The organism is Pelagibacterium flavum (genome assembly GCF_025854335.1).
GTDB classification, from domain to species: domain Bacteria; phylum Pseudomonadota; class Alphaproteobacteria; order Rhizobiales; family Devosiaceae; genus Pelagibacterium; species Pelagibacterium flavum.
The window spans coordinates 1,915,954-1,935,181 of record NZ_CP107716.1; the positions used below are offsets into that span (position 1 = coordinate 1,915,954).

The window sequence follows — 19,228 nt, forward strand, 5'->3', positions numbered from 1 at the left end:
TATGAAAAAGGCCGGTCTCGCGACCGGCCTTTTTGTTGAGGTTTTCCCCGAACTTATCCTCAGAGTTATCCCCACTGTTCCCAAAGTTATCCACAAATGTTCAGAACGCGGCGCGGATCTTTTCCGCCTGGGCGGCCAGTTCGTCCTGATCGGCCATTTCGCCGGTGTGGGGGCGGAGCGGAACGCCCTCGTACATGGGAATGATGTGGAAATGGAGATGGAATACGGTCTGTCCGGCGGGGGCTTCATTGAATTGGGCGAGGCGCAGTCCGTCGGCATCCATGGCGGTCATGACGGCTTTCGCGACCCTCTGGGTTTTCTGGATCAGATTGGCCAGCACCTGAGGCTCGGCGTCGAACAGATTGCGTGAGCCGGTCTTGGGAATGACAAGCGTATGCCCGCGCGATTGGGGCATTACGTCCATGAAGGCCAGCGTATTGTCGTCCTCATAGACCTTGTGGCTCGGGATTTCGCCCTTGAGGATCTTGCCGAAGATATTGTCCGGATCGTAAGCAGTCATAACACGCTCCCTTGCTTTTCAATCCGAGCTATAGCCGAACGGCGATCAGGAACAAACCCCGCTAACCCTTGCGGAAGGGCGTGTAGTCAGCCAGTTCCTGATTGTGCAGGTCGATATATCTGCGCTCGTCCTCGAGATATTCGGCAACGGCGCGGCGAAGGCCGGGGTGGACGATGTGATGGATTGAACGTGTGGTTGCGGGGGCATAGCCGCGCGCCAGCTTGTGCTGGCCCTGAGCACCCGCCTCGACGCGCGTCAGGCCGTGCGCTATGGCGAAATCGATGGCCTGATAGTAGCAGAGCTCGAAATGGAGGAACGGCACCTCCCGAATGGCGCCCCAGTTGCGCCCGTAAAGCGTGTCCGCACCAAGGAAATTGAGCGCGCCGGCAATATAGTCGGCACCGTCGCGGGCAAGCATCAGAACAATGCTTTCGGCCATGGTTTCGGTGATGCGCGAGAAAAATTCGCGGTTGAGGTAAGGTCGGCCCCATTTGCGGGCGCCGGTGTCCATATAGAACTCATAAAAGGCGTCCCAGTGCGTTTCGGTCAGATCGCTCCCGGTCACCCATTCGCAGGTGATGCCGTCAATCAGCGCTTCGCGGCGCTCGCGGCGGATGGCCTTGCGCTTGCGTGATTGCAGCGTGTCGAGGAAATCGTCGAACGTCTTGAACCCATCATTGGTCCAGTGAAACTGGGTGTCGTGGCGCACCAACCAATTCGCGCTGGCGGCGATGGCTTCTTCGTCGCTGGTCACGAAGGTCGCGTGGACCGATGATGCGCCGAGCCGCTCGGCCAGCGCCTCGGACGCTTGCAGCAGCAGCGTCTGGGTATCTGCGCTGCCGTCTGCCGTCAGCAGTTTCGGCGCGCTGGCCGGGGTGAACGGCACCGAGGACTGCAGCTTTGGGTAGTAGTTTCCCCCGGCCCGCTGGATGGCATCGGCCCAGGCGTGATCGAAGACGTATTCGCCCATCGAGTGCGATTTGAGAAATAGCGGCATCAGCCCGACGGGCTCGTCGCCGCGCGAAATCAGGATGTGCTGGGGCTGCCAGCCGGTTGCGCCGGTGGCGCATCCTGACTCCTCGAGTGCCAAGAAAAACGCGTGTTCAAGAAACGGATTGCCGGGCTTTCCTCCACCACAGGATGCAAGAGCATTCCAAGTCGTGGAGGGGATGGAGGCGGTGGTTGGATGAACCGAGATCGTCAGTTCGGAATTTTCACTCACGCTTCGGGATCGAATCCTTCAAACACTATCTGGTCGGCGTGCTGTAACGCCGCTTCCGCTTCGGCTTTGGAGCGCACCGTCCAAGTCATCACCTTGATGCCGAATGCCCGGCGCAGGCGGATCATCGGGGCCGTCAATGCGGTACGTTCACATGATATGAATGTGAAGTGCGAGGCGGCCCTGTGCAAGGTATTGCGCAGAACAAATTTCTGCGCGCCCTGGAGGTGATCGGCGTGGCTCTTGTAGTCGTAGGTGATGATGCCCAGCGGCCCGCGATAGCCCTTCTGGTGCAGGACGCTGAGCGCCAGAGGGTCGAAGGATTTGAAGGCGAGCGGGCCTGCGTATTCGGCGATTTCGGAAAAGACCTTTTCGGCCAGCAGCCGGGTTTGCTCGGGATATTCCTGCTGCTTGATCTCGACGACCAGACCCACTTGCCCGGCAATGCCCGCGAGAAACTCGGCAAAGCGGATCGGGGTGTCGCCACTGGCGCTGCCGGTGAGCGGCAGCGCGCATAGTGCCTGGGCCGTCATCTCGGAAACCAGACCGTCCTGGCCAGTCAACCGCGCCAGGTCCTTGTCATGAAAGACCACTGCTTCTCCGTCCTGGGTCAGCTGCACGTCACATTCGATGGCAAAACCGCGATTTATCGCCGCCGCGAAGGCCGATCGGGAATTTTCGATGATGCCGTTGGCTTTGTCGTGAAAGCCGCGATGGGCGATGGGGCGGTTGAAGGGAAAGTCGGTCATGGGGCCTGAATGGTAAGCAGAAAAAGGGGCGGCTATTCGATCTCGATGATGGCGTCGATTTCGACGGCAGCGCCAAGGGGAAGGGAGGCTACGCCAAACGCAGCGCGGGCGTGCTTACCCGTGTCGCCCAACAGTTTTATGAACAGATCTGAAGCCCCATTGGCAACGATATGCTGCTCGTTGAAATCGGGTGTCGAGGCAACGAGGACTGTCAGTTTCTGGATGGCCTTGACCTGGGACAGCGCCACGACGGTATTGACCTGGGCCAGAATGTTGATGGCGCAGAGCTCGGCAGCCTTCTGCCCGGCGGCTACGTCGACATCTTTGCCAAGGCAGCCCTTGATGAGCCCATCGGGTCCCTGGGAAAGCTGGCCGGATACAAACAGCAGCTTGCCCGACTGGCGCACCGGGACATAGCTGGCTGCAGGGGCCGATGGGGTGGGCAGTGTGTAGCCCAGATCATTGAGTTTCTGTTCGATCGTCATCGTCGCTCTCCGGTTTGATCTTTGTGGTTTTCGACTGGCGGTAGAGTTTGCCGCGCACCAGGGCTTCGCGGCCGTATTTGTCGCGCACCTTGTCCATGGCCCGCTCGGCGGCCGCCTTGCGGGCGATCTCGGGTTCGATCAGATCGACCGGATCGATGCCGGTGGCGGCCTCGAGACCGGTAACACCGATCCCCAGCAGGCGAAAGGCCGTGCCGTCCACTTCGCGGGCCAGCAGTTTCACGCCGGTTTCATAGAGCGTCGTGGCGAGCTGGGTGGGCAGCATGATGTGCTGGGCGCGGGTCCGGGATTTGAAGCCCGCGGTCTTGAGCTTGATGGTGACGGTATCGCCGACCAGTTGCTGTTTCTTGAGCCGTTCGGAGAGCCGCTCGCATAAGGAGAGCAGGGCGGTAGAGAGGGACTCGAAGTCGGAAAGGTCGGCGAAGAATGTTGTCTCGGTGCTCACCGATTTGGTTTCGCGGTCGATCGAAACACGCCGATAATCTTCGCCGCGCGCCAGCTTGGCCAGTCGCGCCCCCATTTCGCCATAGCGGCGCATGAGATCTTCGGGCGAGCGCTGCTGAAGCTGGCCGATGGTGACGAGGCCGTCCTTGCGCAGCGTTTCGGCCATGACCTTGCCGACGCCGAAAATCACGGTGATGGGCTTTTGGGCCAGCAGCGATACGGTTTCGGCCTCGCCGATGATCGCAAAGCCGCGCGGCTTGTCGAGCTCGGAGGCGATCTTGGCGAGGAACTTGTTGTGGCTCAGGCCGATCGAAATGGTAACGCCGATCTCGTCCTCGATCCGCTTGGCCAGCCGGGCCAGCGAAACCGCCGGCGCAGCCTTGTGCACCTTTTCGGTGCCGGACAGATCGAGAAACGCTTCATCGATGGAGAGCGGCTGGACGAGAGGGGTCAGCGAATCCATCAACGTGCGGATCTGGCGGCTGACGCCGACATATTTGGCCATGTCGGGCTTGATGATGACGCCCTGCGGGCAGAGGCGTTTCGCCTGAAACATCGGCATTGCCGATTTCACGCCGCTCATGCGGGCAATGTAGCAGCATGTGGCGACGACGCCGCGCTGCCCGCCGCCGACGATCAATGGCTTGTCGATCAGGGAGGGATCGTCCCGCTTTTCGACCGAGGCATAAAAGGCATCGCAATCGATGTGGGCGATGGAAAGGGAAAACAGCTCGGGATGGGCCAGGATGCGGGGCGATCCGCATTTGGCGCAGCGGTCGGGAGCCTTTGGGCCTTGCCCTGTCGCAAAGCAATCGCGGCACAGATGTCCGCCGACGGGCATCGCGTCAACTCTGCGGGTTGAGGCCGTGCCACAGCCGCATGACGCGATTCACGTCCAGGCCGGCATTGGCGCACATGGCCAGAAGCAGGGATTCGTTGCGTCCGAAATAATCGACAAGGCCCTCGGCCAGCCCCCGTGTGCCCACCGATTCCCGCAGGCGTTGCGGCGAATAGCCGGCCAGCGCCATGAAGCGCTCGAGTTCGTTCACGTCGGCCGCAAGCCAGGTGAGGCAGGCATCGCCAACGGACACAAGCTCTGCGGTATCGACCCTATCGCGCACGGTGCCAGACTCAGCTTATTTCTTGTTTCGTAACACATTGCTGTTAGCGCAAAGCAATGACAACTCAAAGCACCCGATCGCGGGTGCCGGGCGAGGTGCGATGGCAAAGACCGTCATGATCGTGGAAGACAATGAGCTTAACATGAAGCTCTTTCACGACCTGCTCGAATCCCGTGGATACGATACCGTCCAGACCCGCAATGGGCTGGAGGCGCTGGAGTTGGCGCGTGAGCACCGTCCCGATCTGATCCTGATGGACATCCAGCTTCCCGAAGTGTCGGGGCTTGTGGTCACCAAATGGCTCAAGGAAGACGATGACCTTGCCCACATTCCGGTGATCGCGGTTACCGCCTTTGCCATGAAGGGCGACGAAGAGCGCATCCTGTCGGGGGGATGTGAGGGTTACATCTCGAAACCCATTTCGGTGCCTCACTTTTTGGAAACGATTGAAGGCTATATTGGCAAGGCCGAATAGCCAGAAAGCAAATCTTCATTCAGGGCCGAAGGGACGCGCGCCGTGACTGCACGAGTGCTCATCGTTGATGACATTCCCACCAATGTGAAATTGCTCGAGGCGCGCCTGCTCGCCGAGTATTTCGACGTTGTGACGGCCGCCTCCGGCGCCCAAGCGATCGAAATTTGCCGCAGCCAGGACATCGATATCGTCCTGCTCGATGTGATGATGCCGGAGATGGACGGATTTGCCTGCTGTCAGATTCTCAAGCGCGACGCTGCAACGGCCCATATCCCCGTCGTCATGATCACCGCCCTCGATCAGCCTTCGGACCGCGTGCGCGGCCTTGAAGCCGGTGCCGACGACTTTCTGACCAAGCCGGTCGACGATGTTCAGCTGCTGGCGCGAGTGAAGAGCCTGGCCCGCCTCAAGGGGTTGGGTGACGAATTGCGCGCCCGCACGCGCACCAGCCACGAACTGGCACTGGAAGACACGGCGCGCACCGAGTTCGGCATTCCCGTCGATGCCGGCCGGATTCTGGTCATCGACACCGAACGGGGGCGAGCCGAGCGCGTCGAGGCATATCTGCGCAATTCCCACAAGGTCACGATTCTGTCCGACCCCTCGGAAGCGGTGTTCCAGATGTCGGGCGGGGAGTTCGAGCTCGCCATTGTTTCGATGGCTCTGGAAGGTTTCGATCCGCTGCGCATCTGTTCCCAGATTCGCACCGTCGATCAGACCCGCTCTGTTCCCATCATCCTTGTTGCCGAGGAAAAGGACCGCCCGCAGGTGGTCAAGGCGCTCGACCTCGGGGTCAATGATTTCATCATGCGGCCCATAGAGCGCCACGAGCTTTCGGCGCGGGTCAAGACCCAGATCCGTCGCCAGCGCTATACGGTCGAATTGCGCGAGAGCCTCAATTCGACAATGGCCATGGCGGTGATCGATGAGCTGACCGGGCTCTATAACCGGCGCTATTTCGAGCGGCATCTGGCGATGGTGCTCAACAAGGCGCAGGAGCAGGATCGCGATATGGCGGTGATGCTGCTCGATATCGATTATTTCAAGCCGGTCAACGACACCTATGGGCACGATGTGGGCGATGCCGTCCTCAAGGAGTTTGCCACACGGTTGCAGCGCAACATCCGGGGCGTCGATCTGGCCTGCCGGTTCGGTGGGGAAGAGTTCGTGGTGGTCATGCCCGACACCGACATGCGGGCGGCCCAGGGCGTTGCCGAACGTGTGCGCAGTGCGATTGCCGATGAAGGGTTTCGGGTCGGAGCCGACAGGCCGCTCAGCATTACCGTCAGCGCCGGGCTTGCGCTGAACGATCACGATAACGATACGCCCGAATCGGTCGTCAAGCGGGCCGATATCGCGCTCTACAGGGCCAAACGTGCCGGACGCAACCGCGTGGTGCACGACGCAGCCTGATCGGGGCGGCGGCGGTAAGGTTAACCTTTCATTATTAATGGCAAAACCGGAGCTGAACGGCCCTGGAATGCTTGGCGTTCGGCTGGGCGCGGAGTAGGTTGCCAGCACTGAGACGGACGCGTTCACGCAATCCCGTCCAGTACAAATCCCTACGGTTTTTCAGGTCCGCCGCAACTCCTGATCCCGTAGGGCGGCTGGCCCGGTATCGGACAAGAGTGGCCTCTTCGACAAACCGGACCGGGTCAGCCAACCCCCACCTCATCTCGACCGCATCAAATGCCGTGTTTCACGCGCGCCGAAGGCATGGAATTGCCGGGTCGGGTGTAACCGCGCGAAGGCCAAATCGGGAACGCAATCGCTTCTGGAATCTTAAACTATGGCCAATAGCGGCTCCAGGAGGATCGGATGCAACGCTGGGTGACCGTTACACTGGTTGGAGTTGTGCTCCTTGCCAGCGTCACGTTTCCGCAGGCTCAAGAGATGCCGAGTTCGGACGATGGGCTCTATGCGGACTCCATCGCGATATTCGGCGGGCACTACACGAAGGGTGATTTTGGGCAGTCATTCAATCCTGTGGCCGTGCCTTATGAGGACAATGTCGTGCTGGGTATTGGCGTTCGGCAAGACGGCCCTGTCCGGGACGACGGTATCGCCGTCGGATGGGAAACGGGCGGTGCAGTTCGCGCGGGTGAAACGACCAGCGCAGAAGTGTGGTCAGGGCCATATGTGGGGCACGACGGAATCGAATTGGGCGAAGCTGTGAAAGTATCGCCTTCGGTGACGTTCGGTCTCAGCGCCGTCACCGGCTCGATGAGCTCCGAACAGCGGCGTGCACGTTCCGAAGGGGGCTCACCGGAGTTGTTGTTTTACCTCAGTCCGGAAATTGCGCTGTCTTCGGTGCAAAATCCGGACACGGAGGTATTCTGGAGGCTCCATCACAGATCCGGCGCCTGGGGCACAATCGGCGCCGGTTCGGCAAATGCGACGACAGTGGGTCTTCGCCAGCATTTCTAGACCGTCCGCTTGCGACTGCTCGATGCGACCAACAAAAAACCCCGCTGAATGGCGGGGTTCATGTTCGTTCAGAAGGGGCCTTTGACCAAATTATTTGATCTTGGCTTCCTTGAATTCAACGTGCTTGCGAACAACCGGGTCATACTTGCGGAACGAGAGCTTCTCGGTCGCGGTACGGGTGTTCTTTTTGGCGACGTAGTAAAAGCCGGTGTCGGCTGTCGAAACCAGCTTGATCTTGATCGTGTTGGACTTTGCCATCGCGGTAGCCTTTGAAACAAACAGGCCGCGCGACGGTTTTGCGCACGGCTCAGGAAATGAGTTGGGCGCAAACTATGCATTTCGCGCCAAAAGTCAAGCGGATCAACTCCGCTCGTCGTCCTCGAAATCGTCATGCGCGCCGGCGGGGTCAAAGCCGTGCATGTAGCGCGCCCATTGCAGACCCACGACGGCACCCTTGGTGATCGGCAGCAGGATCAGAGAGGAGATGATGATGAGCGGGATCATCACCCAGAGGTAAGTCAGGGGATGGAGCGGGGTCGAACTCATTTCCATGTGCAGAACTGCCCCGACGGCCAGATGTCCGACGATGGTAATCACAATATAGGGCGGGGCATCGTCAGCACGATGGTGAAAGAGTTCGGTGCCACAGACGTCGCATTGATCGACGACCGTGAGGTAGCTGGAAAAGAGCTTTCCCTGGCCACAATTGGGACACCGGCACTTCATGCCATTGAGCATGGCCGGCCAAGTGGGCCGGGCCGGTCGCAATGTCAGGTCGGTATATGGCATCGGCTATCTCCTCGCGCGGTGCCCGCGCGGCGTCGGCTTGCCCTTGCGGTCTCTGCGACCGCGCGTTGGACCGGGCGGCTTGACCCGTTCACCTTCAGATAGAACTTCAAACCGCAGCGCGCCAGCCATGGGCGCTGCTTCAAGCAGTCGCACCTCGACGCGATCACCGATTCGGAACCGCTCACCGGTGCGTTCGCCGATCAGGGCCTGCTGGTCCTCGAAGTGGCGGAAATAATCCTGGCCGAGCGAGGAAACGGGAACGAAGCCATCGGCGCCGGTCTCATCGAGCCGCACGAACAGCCCCGCGCCAACGAGGCCGGCGATCTTTCCGGTGAAGCGGGCACCGATATGGGCGGCGAGATACTGGGCCAGCAGCCGGTCGGCGGTTTCGCGTTCGGCGACCATGGCGCGGCGCTCGGTGGCGGAAATGTGCTCGCCGATCGAGCCCAGACGCTGTTCCTCGGCCACGGTCAGGCCGTCATCGCCAAGATCAACTGCCCGGATCAGGGCGCGATGGACGATCAGATCGGAGTAGCGTCGGATGGGCGAGGTGAAGTGGGCATAGCGGTCGAGATTAAGGCCGTAATGGCCGTAATTGCCCGGAGCGTATTCGGCTTGCGCCTGACTGCGCAGCACCATTTCGTTGACCTGCTGGCTCTTGCCGGCCTTTTCGGCACGGTAAAGGATCTGGTTGAAATCTTTCGGCCGCAAGGCCTCGCTGCGCGGCACCGGCAGGTCGAGGGATTTCAGGAACTCGCCCAGCGTTACGATTTTTTCGCGGCTCGGCGCGTCGTGAACGCGATAGAGCAGGCCGAGTTTGTGTTTTTCCAGCGTCTCTGCGGCGCAGACGTTGGAGAGAATCATCATTTCTTCGATGAGCCTGTGGGCGTCCAGCCGTTCGGGGACATAGACGCCTTCGACCATGCCGTTGGCATCGAGCCGGATGCGGCGCTCGGGAAGGTCGAGCGCTAGCGGACCGCGTCGGTCACGGGCCTTTGAAAGGGCCTCGTAGGCGGCCCAGAGGGGCTTGAGGATCGGTTCGAGCAATGGCCCGGTCACTTCGTCGGGCCGGCCGTCGATCGCAGCCTGGGCCTGCTGGTAACTGAGCTTGGCTGCCGAGCGCATCATTACCCGGTGGAAGGAATGACTCTTCTTGTTGCCTTCGGCGTCGATAACGATGCGCAGTGCCATGGAGGCGCGGTTCTCGCCTTCACGCAGCGAGCACAGATCGTTGGAAATGCGCTCGGGCAGCATCGGCACAACGCGGTCGGGGAAATAGACCGAGTTGCCGCGCAGGAAAGCCTCGCGGTCCATGGTCGAGCCCGACTTCACATAATAGGAAACGTCGGCGATCCCCACACGGATGATGAATCCACCGGCATTGTTGGGATCGGTATCGGGTTCGGCATGAACAGCGTCGTCGTGGTCCTTGGCGTCGGCGGGGTCAATGGTGACCAGAGGGATGTCGCGCCAGTCCTCGCGGCCCTTGAGCGTTGCCTCCTGGGCCTGCTCGGCTTCCTTGAGAACAGAGGCGGGGAACCGGTAGGGAATATCGAGCGAATGGAGGGCGATCAGGCTGACTGCGCCTTCCGATTGCGGGTTGCCGACAACGCTAACAACCCTGGCGCGCGGAATCATCATGCGGCCCGAAACCGTTACTTCGACTTCGACCAGATCGCCGTCTTTGGCGTCACCCAGATCGCCGGCGGAAATCCGCATTTCGCGGGCCTTGCGCTCGATGGGCACCAGCCGCGCGCCATCATCGTCCATGCGCACGATGCCCAGATCGGCCTTGCGGGGCTTGTCGAGCACCTTCATGGGCCGGGCCGTATAGGTCGGCACCGTGCCGCCATCGCGCTGGATGCGGGCAAGAATGCGATCGCCGGGGCCGGGGACGACGCGGGCGTCCTTGCCAACGGACACGGTCACGCGGGGCTTTTCGCCCTCGTCCTCATCCCATTTGGCCGGGAAGGCGTGAAGGTTGTCGGGATCGGCATCGGCCGGAATGTCGAGCACGGTCACCGCGGGCAATTCGCCCACGGGGCGCAATTCCTTGCGCTTGCGGGCCAGAAGGCCCTCTTTTTCCATGTCGCGCAGCAGCACCTTGAGCGGCACGCGATCATCGCCCTTGATGTTGAAATGCCGGGCGATCTCGCGCTTGGAATTGATCTCGGGGAAATCGGCAATCGCTTCGAGAATCTGTTCGCGGGTCGGCAGCTGACCGGGTGTGAAACTGGCCGAACGCCGGCCCTTGCGCGGAGCAGGGGCCGATGGGGTCTTTCCTGTGCGTCTGGCCATTTCTATCCTTTAGACCTCAGCCTTCTTCTTGGCTGCGGGCTTTTTGGTTGTCGTCTTCTTTGTCGCCGGCTTTTTCGCGGCGGGCTTCTTTGCTGCCGCTTTGGGCTTGGCTTTCGCCTTACTCTTCGAACCGCCCTTGGCGACGATCAGTTCCAGCGCCTTTTCAAGCGTCACGGCCTCGGGGGCCAGATCCTTGGGCAGGGTGGCGTTGACCTTGCCCTGGTTGACGTAAGGACCATAGCGGCCCGCGCGCACGGTAATCGGACCATCGTCATGCTCGAAGGTCTGGATTGCCGCCACGGCAGCGCCACGTCCTCCGCGCCCGCCGCCAGCCCGCTTCTGGGCGATCAGATCGACGGCGCGGTTGAGCCCGACCGTGAAAACCTCCTCCACATCAGGAAGATTGGCGTAAGTCTTCTCGTGCAACACGAAGGGGCCGTAACGGCCGATCCCGGCAGTGATCGGCTTGCCATCTTCGGGGTGCAAGCCGACTTCGCGCGGCAGGGAGAGCAGCTTCAGTGCCTTTTCCAGATCCATGGCGCCCGCGTCCCAACCTTTGGGAATGGAGGAGCGCTTGGCATCCTTGGCGTCTTCGCCAAGCTGGACATAGGGGCCGAACCGGCCGGTCTTGAGATAGATTTCCGAGCCGGTTTCCGGGTCTGTACCCAGAACGCCATCGCCCTGCGCCGCTTCGGACGCCTGCCCGGTGGCGCTTTCGGCCAATTGCTGGGTATGGCGGCATTCGGGGTAATTCGAGCAGCCGATAAAGGCGCCATACTTGCCCAGTTTCAGCGAAAGCTGGCCAGTGCCGCAGGTGGGGCAGAGGCGGGGGTCGGTTCCGTCGGGCCTTTCGGGGAAGATGTGATGGCCCAAAAGGTCATTGAGCGCATCGAGGACTTCGGAAACCCGCAAATCCTTGATCTCGTCGGCCTGATGGGAAAAGTCCTTCCAGAAGCGGCGCAGCACTTCCTTGTAGTCGATTCGGCCGGCCGAGATCTCGTCGAGTTCTTCCTCGAGCCCGGCGGTGAAGCCGTATTCGACATACTTGGTGAAAAAGCTTTGCAGGAATGCGGTGACCAGGCGGCCGCGATCCTCGGGGACGATGGCGCGCTTGTCGATGCGGATGTAATCGCGGTCCCTGAGCGTTCCCAGCGTCGCTGCATAGGTGGACGGGCGACCGATGCCCAGCTCTTCCATCTTCTTGATGAGGCTCGCTTCGGTATAGCGGGCAGGGGGCTGGGTGAAATGCTGATCGATCTCGACTTTTTCGAGTGCCGGGGTGTCGCCGACATTGAGCGCGGGCAGGTCCTTGCCGTCTTCATCGTCCTCGTCGGTCTTTTCAACGCCATAGACGCCGAGAAAGCCCGGGAAGGTCACGACCGATCCGGTGGCGCGCAGGGTGATGGCACGGCCCGCCGCAACGACGTCGATGTCGGCTGTGGTGCGTTCGATTTCGGCCGATCGCATCTGGCTGGCCAGCGCGCGGCGCCAGATCAGCTGGTAGATCTTGTGCTGGTCGGGGTCGAGATTGCGAAGCGTATCGGGGTGCTTGCCCAGATCGGTGGGGCGGATCGCCTCGTGCGCTTCCTGGGCGTTCTTGGCCTTGGTCTGGTAGAGGCGCGGCTTTTCGGGCACGTATTCGGTGCCGAATTCCTTGCCGATCACCCGGCGGGCCGCTTCGATAGCCTCGGGCGCCATCTGCACGGCGTCGGTCCGCATATAGGTGATCAACCCATCCTCATAGAGGCGCTGGGCGATCTGCATGGTGCGCGAGGGCGAAAGCGAAAGCCGCGAAGAGGCGTCCTGCTGCAGGGTGGAGGTGGTGAAGGGCGCGTACGGATTGCGCTTGGTGGGCTTCTTGTCGACGCTGGCGACCTTGAAATTGCCCTTCTCGATTGCCGTTTTCAGACCTTGGGCGTCTTCGCCGGTCTTGATGGCCAGCTTGTCGGTCTTGTCGCCATCGACCGAATGAAGCCGTGTCGCAAAGCTCTTGCCGGACTGGTTGAGGGTCGGGATGACGCTCCAGTATTCCTGGGGCTTGAAGCGCTCGATCTCTTCCTCGCGCTCGGTGACCAGTCGCAGGGCGACCGATTGCACCCGGCCCGCCGAGCGCGAGCCCGGGAGCTTGCGCCACAGGATCGGCGAGAGCGTGAATCCCACCAGATAATCGAGTGCCCGGCGCGCCAGATAGGCGTCGACCAGCGGCGCATCGATATCGCGCGGATGCTGCATGGCGTTGGTCACGGCGTCCTTGGTGATGGCGTTGAACACCACGCGCTTGACCGGCATGTCGGCCTTGATGGCCTTTTTGGCCTTGAGGGCATCGAGCAGGTGCCAGGAAATGGCCTCGCCTTCGCGATCCGGGTCAGTTGCCAGAATCAGCTCGTCGGCCCCCTTGAGGGCGCGGGTGATGTCGGCCAGCCGCTTTTTGGAGTTGGAATCGACCTCCCAGCTCATGGCGAAATCGTCGTCGGGCCGCACCGATCCGTCCTTGGCGGGCAGGTCGCGCACATGGCCAAAGCTGGCCAGAACCTCGAAGTCCTTGCCCAGATATTTGTTGATGGTCTTTGCCTTGGCCGGGCTTTCGACGATGACGACTTTCATGCCTGTGACGGCTCCGCGAATAAGAGAGAATTGCCTTGAAGGGGTGGAGATAGGGCGGAAGACACCCGCCCACAAGGTCCGCGCAAAATGGTGAAAGCGTTCGCTTCTGTCAATTGCGTGCGGTTATTGCAGTCGATTGGCGGTGCTTCCATGAGCCCCAACGCGGGTGAAACCGCATGCCGAGACTTATGCCTTGAGTGCGAAAAGATGGCCGGCGGAGCGCTCGATCCGGCCCGCCAGTTCGAGTTCGAGCAGCAGGATCTGCATGACCGGCGCCGCAATGCCGGTGGTTTCGATCAACAGATCTGTCGCGGTTGGTGCGTGGCTGAGGGCGGTCAGCAGGCGGCCGCGTTCGTCTTCGGAAGGGTCTGCGGTTGTGATTGATGGAGATGGCTCCATCATTTCGTTTTCAAACAGCGGCAGGCGTGCCGGATCGGCATGGGTGAGTTCGGCAATGATGTCGCGCGCGCCGGTCACGAGTTTGGCGCCCTGCTGGATGAGATGGTTCCCGCCTTCCGCGCGCGGGTCGAGCGGAGAGCCGGGCACGGCGAAGACCTCCCGGTCCTGTTCGAGCGCGAGGCGCGCGGTGATCAGCGAGCCCGACCGCTTGGCGGCCTCGACGATGACCACACCGAGACTGATGCCGGCCACGAGCCGGTTGCGGCGGGGAAAATCGCGGGCACGCGGCTCCCATCCGAGCGGCATTTCGGTGACCAGCGTGCCGCCCGCCTCGACGATGGCGCGGGCGAGGTTCTCATTTTCATGGGGGTAGATGTGGTCGAGGCCGCCGGCCATTACCGCCACGGTTCCCGTCTGGAGCGAGGCGTGATGCGCGGCCGCGTCGATGCCTCGGGCCAGGCCCGAAACGATAACACAGCCCTCGCGCCCCAGGTCGGTCGCGAGCAGTTGCGCCATGCGGCGACCGGCTGCCGAGGCGTTGCGGGCGCCCACGATGCCTACCGTCCGCTTGCCGGTCAAAGCGGTGCCCCCCATCACGGTCAGCATTGGTGGCGGGCCAGCGACGTGGCGCAGGTGGGGCGGATAATCGGGATCGTTGATGGCAACGAGCCGCGCGCCTATCGCTTCGGTGCGTGCGATCTCGTCTTCGGCCTCATCGAGACTGGGGATTCTGACTTGCTGCCCGCCGCCGCACCGGGCCAGGTGGGGCAGGGCATCCAAGGCCGCTTCGGCCGAGCCAAAGCGGTTGATGAGCGTGCGGAAGGTGGTCGGCCCCACATTGTCGGAGCGGATGAGGCGGAGCCAGGATACGCGCTGGGGTGGGGTCAAACTCGAGCGCGTCATCTGTTTCGGCCTAGTCTTGTCCGGCGTTCTTCTTGCTGCCGACCTTGCTTTCGGTTCCGGCGATCAGCCGCATGATGTTCTCGCGGTGCGTGATGAACAGCACGATTGAAAGGATCCCCGTGACCCAAGTCAACTGCGCCCCCGAAAATGCAAAGGCAAACATCGGAGCGGTGGCCGCCGCGGTCAGGGCGGCGAGCGATGAATAGCGCTGGGCAACCAGGATCAGCAGCCAGGTGGCGCAAAAAATCAGACCGATCGGCCAGTTGAGCGCCAGAAGGATGCCGACATAAGTTGCGACACCCTTGCCACCCTTAAAGCCCAGCCAGACCGGGAAGATGTGGCCGAGAAAGGCCGCCACGCCGGCGACCATCGCAGCCTCATAACCCCACAGCCAATTGGCGATCATTACCGCAACCGCGCCCTTGCCAGCGTCGAGAACCAGCGTCAGCGCCGCAATGTCGCGTCGACCGGTGCGTAGGACGTTGGTCGCGCCGATATTGCCCGAGCCGATGGTGCGCACATCGCCGAGGCCGGCTGCCCTGGTGATAACAAACCCGAAAGGAACCGAGCCGAGCAGGTAACCCAATATAAGGGCCAGCGCATATTGGGTCATGCGAAGGCTTCCTCTCTATAAACGATCTGCCCGCCGACCAGGGTCGCCATGACCTTTCCGGACATGCGGGCGTTCTCAAAAGTCGTGTTGGTCGAACGCGAGCGGATGGTAGCTTCCTCGACAATCCAGGGATAGTCCGGATCGAAAAGGCACAGGTCGGCTTTGGCGCCCTTGGCGATACGTCCGGCCTCAATACCGAGGATTTCGGCGGGCCGGGCTGTCATGGCGCGAAGGGTGGTCATCAGATCTGTATCGCCCGAATGGACGAGCCGCATCGCGGCGGCCAACAGGGTTTCGAGCCCGATGGCGCCCGTTGCCGCATCGGCAAAGGGCTGGCGCTTGCCTTCGGCATCCTGAGGGTCGTGATCGGAGACGATAACGTCGATGGTTCCATCCTTGAGCGCTTCGACGAGGGCCAGCCTGTCGTCTTCGGTTCGCAGGGGCGGGTTGAGCTTGAAGAAGGTGCGGTATGAACCGATGTCGTTTTCATTGAGGCACAGATTGTTGATCGACGCGCCGACTGAAATGGCATTGCTGCGCTGTTTGTAGAATGCGGCCAGTTCGGCGGAACGGGCCGTCGAAATCGCAGCGGCGTGGTAACGCGCGCCGGTCATCAGGGCCAGTTGCAGGTCGCGATCGAGCGGGATGGTTTCGGCTTGTGCCGGGATGCCCTTAAGCCCACGGAAGGTGGCCAGAGGACCCGAGTTCATCACTCCGTCGGATACGAGGTGGGCATCGGCGGCCAGGTGCATGATCGGCATGTCGAAATTGGTGGCATAGACCATGGCGGCGCGGATCACAGCGCTGCTCTGCAGCGCTTTTCGTCCTTCGGTAAAACAGATCGCACCCGCCTCCTTGAGCAACCCGAACTCGGTGAGGTCCTTGCCCTCGGTGCCGGTAGTGATCGCGGCGGTGGGCAGGACGTTGACGCAAGTGGTGGCTTCTGCGTGACGCGCAATGAATTCGACCAAAGCGCTGTTGTCGATCACCGGCTGGGTGTCGGGCATGACGAGGATCGAAGTCACTCCGCCCGCAGCCGCCGCACGACCGGCGCTCTTGAGCGTCTCGCGGTATTCGTGGCCGGGCTCGCCAGTGAACACCCGCATGTCGATGAGGCCCGGCGCCAGCACCAGACCCCTGGAATCGATAATCTCGGATTTTTCGGGAGCGCCCGGTGCCTTGCCTTCGACAATGTCGGCGATGCGGCCGTTTTCGATCAGCACCGCACCGGTGAAGTCGGCATTGCTTGCTGGATCGATGATGCGGGCGTTTTCTATAAGGAGGGGCTTATTCACTGCCGTCCTCCTTGTTGAGCAGCGCATCGAGCACCGCCATGCGCACTGCCACACCCATCTCGACCTGTTCGGTAATTACCGATTGTGGCCCATCGGCGATGGCCGGATCGATCTCCACGCCGCGGTTCATCGGGCCAGGGTGCATGACCAGAGCATCGGTATTGGCTTTGGCCAGTTTGTCGGCGTCCAGGCCGTAGAAGCGGTAATATTCGCGCACCGACGGGATAAGCTTGCCAGAGGCACGCTCGTTCTGGAGGCGGAGCATCATCACCACATCGGCGCCCTCGAGGCCCTTATCCATGTCGGTGAAGACTTCGGAGGCCATCTGCTCGATGCCGCGTGGCAGCAGCGATTTTGGCGCGATGACCCGGGTGCGGGCCTGCATGGCGCCAAGAAGGATGAGGTTGGAGCGGGCGACGCGCGAGTTGGCGATATCGCCGCAGATCGCCACGGTCAGCCCGTTCAGACGGCCCTTGTGGCGGCGGATGGTCAGCGCGTCGAGCAACGCCTGGGTGGGGTGCTCATGGGCCCCGTCTCCGGCGTTGAGCACTGCGCATTCGACCTTCTGGCTCAGCAGTTCCACGGCGCCGGACGATCCGTGCCGCACGACGATGGCGTCGGGCTGCATGGCGTTCAGCGTCGCCGCCGTATCGATCAACGTTTCGCCCTTGGCGACTGACGAGGTTCGTACGGCCATGTTCATGACCGTTGCGCCCAGCCGCTTGCCGGCGATCTCGAAACTCGCCTGGGTGCGGGTCGAGTTTTCGAAAAACAGATTGATCTGGGTCTTGCCCGCCAAGCTCGGCAGCGTCTTGCGCTGGCGCGAGATGGGGATCATCGCTTCGGCCCGATCCAGAAGGTCGATGATCTCGACCGGATTGAGCTGGGCGATTCCCAACAAATGCCTGTAACGGAAAGGGAGAAAGGAGGCCGAGGATGTGTCCGACGTGTCGGGTGCTGGACGTGCCATAGGGGTTCCCACTGCGACTAGCGGTGCGTACCCCAAGGTCCGGCCAACGGCAAGGCCCTATTGGCGATTTTAGGCCATTGACCGCCCGGCGAGAAATATCGCAATGCCGCAAAGCAGCGTCGAGACGATACTGGAGAGGGTGCGGATGTGGTTCCACCAGGTCCAGCGGCTCGAATAGTCCACCCAGAGCGCGCGGGCAGTTTCGGCCTCTTGGGGGATAGATTCCGCACCCAGGGCTTCATTCATGGGGACGTTGACAGCTACGGTTATGCCGAAGGCGCCGATCAGATAGGCGAGAGCGGCCAATCCGAAGACGATGCCGACGTCGCGCAGTCCCATGGAGAAAAAGACGATGGCAGCGAGGACGGCAAAGACCGGAGCGCCGAAAAAGTTGGGGAAGAACCAGGGGTTCTGGATCACCGTGTTGATGCCTTGCATGCCATCGATCGCAGAAGCTGGCGCCGCCGCGTCCAGGCCCCACATCACCGAGATGGAATAGGCAAAGAAAAAACCTGCCATGATGGCGCTGGTGATGAAGGCCAGCGTGGCCAGTATGCCCGCGAAATAGGTCATATCGTTCTCCGTTGGTTGGCCTTATCGTGCATGCGTTGCGGTGCGATGACAGCGCCTTTGTCATCTCCGGGTGGATCGTCGTCGCCAAACAAGCAGCGCGCCGATTGTACCGAGCAAAAGTTCGGACATCATTGCTAGCAACATTCCCGAGCCGGGGAGGCCATCAAGAACCAAGGAAACGCCGCGCGCCGCAGCGTAGCTGAGATAGAATGCCGCTGCGATACCAAGCGCGATGCGGCCCAGACCGGGCCGGAAGGGACCGAGCCCCATGGTGGCACCGACCAATACAAACCAAAGGCCCGGCGAACGCAACTCGTTTGCCAGATCGGTCGATGCTGCCGGATCAATGCCATAGCCTGCGTAGAAGGGGTCCGGCAGGGCGACCATTCCCAGCCCGATCAGGAGCGCGACAGCGCCGGCGGCCAAAAGATAGATGGTTTCCAGTCGCTCCATCATGCAGCCTGCCGCCATGCGCCCTTGGCGATCGCGTTGCGCACGTAATCCGCAAAATCACGCGGTTCGCGCCCCAGTGCCTTCTGGACGCCGTCGCCCACCCATTCATTGCGCCCGTCGAACACTTCGGCGCAGATACTGGTCAGCAGGTCAGCTTCGGCCCTGCCCATTTCAGCCAGCAATGCGGCGTGGAAGTCTTCGATGCTGAGCGGGACGTAATTGACTGCGCGTCCGGCCGCTGCGGCTATTTCGCTCGCGGCATCGGCAAAGGTCATGAGCCGTGGTCCGGTCACGTCATAGGTATGGCCGTTGTGCCGATCATCGAGCAGTGCCGCGACGGCCACGTCTGCAATGTCGTCGGCATCGACGAAGGGCTCGAGTTTGTCGCCGGCGGCCAGGGCAAGCGTGCCCGAAAGGATGGACGGCAGCAGCATGCCTTCATCGAAGTTCTGATTGAACCAACTGGCGCGAACGACAGCATAATCAAGACCACTCCGGCTCAATCTGTCCTCGGAAAGTTCGGCTCCGCGTTCGCCACGGCCCGAGAGGAGGACAATCTTGCGCAGTCCCTCTGCTCTGGCCACGGCGGCAAGGTGTTCGACGACTTCAGGTGCGCCGGGCGCGGCGAGGTCGGGTACGTAGGTCACGAACGCGCTGCGCATGCCGCGCATTGCGTCTGCCCAGGTCGCGGGGTCCTCCCAATTGAAGGCAGGGTTGGTGGAGCGCGAAACCGCGCGGTGGGCATGGTCCAACGCGGCCATACGGCTGGCGACGCGTGAGCCGATCTTGCCGGTCGCGCCAATGACGAGAATGGGGTTGTCGAACGTCATTTCTTCTCTCCTGCTAACGATGTTGCCAATATCGCCGGGAGCA

General features: G+C 61.7%; 20 protein-coding genes. 3 read left to right on the plus strand and 17 right to left on the minus strand.

Features of this window, described 5'->3' with window-relative positions:
- Positions 1–100: 100 nt before the first annotated feature.
- From OF122_RS09615 to OF122_RS09640, 6 genes are all read right to left on the minus strand, one after another.
- Positions 101–520, minus strand: a complete 420-nt coding sequence (locus OF122_RS09615) for an HIT family protein (protein WP_264227541.1) — start codon at positions 518–520, stop codon at positions 101–103.
- A 61-nt stretch (positions 521–581) separates the two neighbouring features.
- Positions 582–1,742, minus strand: a complete 1,161-nt coding sequence (locus OF122_RS09620) for a GNAT family N-acetyltransferase (protein ID WP_264227542.1) — start codon at positions 1,740–1,742, stop codon at positions 582–584.
- Positions 1,739–2,488: a glycerophosphodiester phosphodiesterase family protein gene (locus OF122_RS09625; protein ID WP_264227543.1), complete on the minus strand. Its 750-nt coding sequence runs from the start codon at positions 2,486–2,488 to the stop codon at positions 1,739–1,741. The genes OF122_RS09620 and OF122_RS09625 overlap by 4 nt, the downstream gene beginning before the upstream one ends.
- Before the next feature lie 32 nt (positions 2,489–2,520).
- On the minus strand, positions 2,521–2,973 hold the full coding sequence (locus OF122_RS09630) for a RidA family protein (RefSeq protein ID WP_264227544.1): 453 nt from the start codon (positions 2,971–2,973) through the stop codon (positions 2,521–2,523).
- On the minus strand, positions 2,948–4,276 hold the full coding sequence (locus OF122_RS09635; protein ID WP_264227545.1) for a DNA polymerase IV: 1,329 nt from the start codon (positions 4,274–4,276) through the stop codon (positions 2,948–2,950). The genes OF122_RS09630 and OF122_RS09635 overlap by 26 nt, the downstream gene beginning before the upstream one ends.
- Positions 4,277–4,280: 4 nt before the next feature.
- A complete protein-coding gene (locus OF122_RS09640) occupies positions 4,281–4,556 on the minus strand; it encodes a DUF3572 domain-containing protein (protein WP_264227546.1) in 276 nt (91 codons plus the stop codon).
- A 100-nt stretch (positions 4,557–4,656) separates the two neighbouring features.
- On the opposite strand from OF122_RS09640, the gene OF122_RS09645 reads away from it, so the two are divergent.
- The 3 genes from OF122_RS09645 (at position 4,657) to OF122_RS09655 (ending at position 7,458) form a co-directional block, all read left to right on the plus strand.
- Positions 4,657–5,031, plus strand: coding sequence for a response regulator (locus OF122_RS09645; RefSeq protein WP_264227547.1), 375 nt, complete (start codon positions 4,657–4,659; stop codon positions 5,029–5,031).
- A 42-nt stretch (positions 5,032–5,073) separates the two neighbouring features.
- Complete coding sequence (locus tag OF122_RS09650) at positions 5,074–6,444, plus strand: PleD family two-component system response regulator (RefSeq protein WP_264227548.1); 1,371 nt, start codon at positions 5,074–5,076, stop codon at positions 6,442–6,444.
- A gap of 405 nt (positions 6,445–6,849) precedes the next feature.
- Positions 6,850–7,458 (plus strand): hypothetical protein, encoded by a 609-nt coding sequence (locus OF122_RS09655; protein WP_264227549.1) that lies wholly within the window; start codon positions 6,850–6,852, stop codon positions 7,456–7,458.
- Positions 7,459–7,548: 90 nt separating this feature from the next.
- Here OF122_RS09655 and rpmG read toward each other — a convergent pair whose 3' ends face one another.
- The 11 genes from rpmG to OF122_RS09710 all read right to left on the minus strand — a co-directional run bounded on the left by rpmG (position 7,549) and on the right by OF122_RS09710 (position 19,185).
- Entirely contained in the window at positions 7,549–7,716 is a 168-nt protein-coding gene (gene rpmG / locus OF122_RS09660; protein WP_014130775.1) for a 50S ribosomal protein L33, read from the minus strand.
- A 102-nt stretch (positions 7,717–7,818) separates the two neighbouring features.
- On the minus strand, positions 7,819–8,247 hold the full coding sequence (locus OF122_RS09665; RefSeq protein ID WP_264227550.1) for a DUF983 domain-containing protein: 429 nt from the start codon (positions 8,245–8,247) through the stop codon (positions 7,819–7,821).
- A gap of 3 nt (positions 8,248–8,250) precedes the next feature.
- Positions 8,251–10,545, minus strand: coding sequence for a ribonuclease R (gene rnr / locus OF122_RS09670; RefSeq protein WP_264227551.1), 2,295 nt, complete (start codon positions 10,543–10,545; stop codon positions 8,251–8,253).
- Positions 10,546–10,554: 9 nt separating this feature from the next.
- Positions 10,555–13,149 carry a type I DNA topoisomerase gene (gene topA, locus OF122_RS09675; RefSeq protein ID WP_264227552.1) on the minus strand — a complete coding sequence of 865 codons (2,595 nt, stop codon included), beginning with the start codon at positions 13,147–13,149 and terminating at the stop codon, positions 10,555–10,557.
- Between the two features lie 186 nt (positions 13,150–13,335).
- Positions 13,336–14,451, minus strand: coding sequence for a DNA-processing protein DprA (dprA, locus tag OF122_RS09680; RefSeq protein ID WP_264227553.1), 1,116 nt, complete (start codon positions 14,449–14,451; stop codon positions 13,336–13,338).
- Between the two features lie 10 nt (positions 14,452–14,461).
- Complete coding sequence (plsY, locus tag OF122_RS09685) at positions 14,462–15,064, minus strand: glycerol-3-phosphate 1-O-acyltransferase PlsY (protein ID WP_264227554.1); 603 nt, start codon at positions 15,062–15,064, stop codon at positions 14,462–14,464.
- Complete coding sequence (pyrC, locus tag OF122_RS09690) at positions 15,061–16,359, minus strand: dihydroorotase (protein ID WP_264227555.1); 1,299 nt, start codon at positions 16,357–16,359, stop codon at positions 15,061–15,063. Before pyrC ends, plsY begins: the two co-directional genes overlap by 4 nt.
- Positions 16,352–17,329, minus strand: a complete 978-nt coding sequence (locus OF122_RS09695) for an aspartate carbamoyltransferase catalytic subunit (RefSeq protein WP_264227556.1) — start codon at positions 17,327–17,329, stop codon at positions 16,352–16,354. The genes pyrC and OF122_RS09695 overlap by 8 nt, the downstream gene beginning before the upstream one ends.
- Positions 17,330–17,398: 69 nt before the next feature.
- Positions 17,399–17,902, minus strand: coding sequence for an anthrone oxygenase family protein (locus OF122_RS09700; protein WP_264227557.1), 504 nt, complete (start codon positions 17,900–17,902; stop codon positions 17,399–17,401).
- A gap of 60 nt (positions 17,903–17,962) precedes the next feature.
- Positions 17,963–18,358, minus strand: a complete 396-nt coding sequence (locus OF122_RS09705) for a DUF4345 domain-containing protein (protein WP_264227558.1) — start codon at positions 18,356–18,358, stop codon at positions 17,963–17,965.
- Positions 18,355–19,185 (minus strand): Rossmann-fold NAD(P)-binding domain-containing protein, encoded by an 831-nt coding sequence (locus tag OF122_RS09710; RefSeq protein ID WP_264227559.1) that lies wholly within the window; start codon positions 19,183–19,185, stop codon positions 18,355–18,357. The genes OF122_RS09705 and OF122_RS09710 overlap by 4 nt, the downstream gene beginning before the upstream one ends.
- Between the last annotated feature and the right edge of the window lie 43 nt (positions 19,186–19,228).

Excerpts from the sequence above, each read along its gene's own strand:
- rnr (WP_264227551.1), bottom strand. The coding sequence starts at position 10,545 with ATGGCCAGACGCACAGGAAAGACCCCATCGGCCCCTGCTCCGCGCAAG.
- OF122_RS09645 (WP_264227547.1), top strand. The coding sequence starts at position 4,657 with ATGGCAAAGACCGTCATGATCGTGGAAGACAATGAGCTTAACATGAAG.
- OF122_RS09705 (WP_264227558.1), bottom strand. The coding sequence starts at position 18,358 with ATGATGGAGCGACTGGAAACCATCTATCTTTTGGCCGCCGGCGCTGTC.
- OF122_RS09700 (WP_264227557.1), bottom strand. The coding sequence starts at position 17,902 with ATGACCTATTTCGCGGGCATACTGGCCACGCTGGCCTTCATCACCAGC.
- OF122_RS09625 (WP_264227543.1), bottom strand. The coding sequence starts at position 2,488 with ATGACCGACTTTCCCTTCAACCGCCCCATCGCCCATCGCGGCTTTCAC.
- plsY (WP_264227554.1), bottom strand. The coding sequence starts at position 15,064 with ATGACCCAATATGCGCTGGCCCTTATATTGGGTTACCTGCTCGGCTCG.
- OF122_RS09695 (WP_264227556.1), bottom strand. The coding sequence starts at position 17,329 with ATGGCACGTCCAGCACCCGACACGTCGGACACATCCTCGGCCTCCTTT.
- dprA (WP_264227553.1), bottom strand. The coding sequence starts at position 14,451 with ATGACGCGCTCGAGTTTGACCCCACCCCAGCGCGTATCCTGGCTCCGC.
- OF122_RS09665 (WP_264227550.1), bottom strand. The coding sequence starts at position 8,247 with ATGCCATATACCGACCTGACATTGCGACCGGCCCGGCCCACTTGGCCG.
- OF122_RS09710 (WP_264227559.1), bottom strand. The coding sequence starts at position 19,185 with ATGACGTTCGACAACCCCATTCTCGTCATTGGCGCGACCGGCAAGATC.
- OF122_RS09655 (WP_264227549.1), top strand. The coding sequence starts at position 6,850 with ATGCAACGCTGGGTGACCGTTACACTGGTTGGAGTTGTGCTCCTTGCC.
- topA (WP_264227552.1), bottom strand. The coding sequence starts at position 13,149 with ATGAAAGTCGTCATCGTCGAAAGCCCGGCCAAGGCAAAGACCATCAAC.
- OF122_RS09630 (WP_264227544.1), bottom strand. The coding sequence starts at position 2,973 with ATGACGATCGAACAGAAACTCAATGATCTGGGCTACACACTGCCCACC.
- rpmG (WP_014130775.1), bottom strand. The coding sequence starts at position 7,716 with ATGGCAAAGTCCAACACGATCAAGATCAAGCTGGTTTCGACAGCCGAC.
- OF122_RS09635 (WP_264227545.1), bottom strand. The coding sequence starts at position 4,276 with ATGCCCGTCGGCGGACATCTGTGCCGCGATTGCTTTGCGACAGGGCAA.
- OF122_RS09615 (WP_264227541.1), bottom strand. The coding sequence starts at position 520 with ATGACTGCTTACGATCCGGACAATATCTTCGGCAAGATCCTCAAGGGC.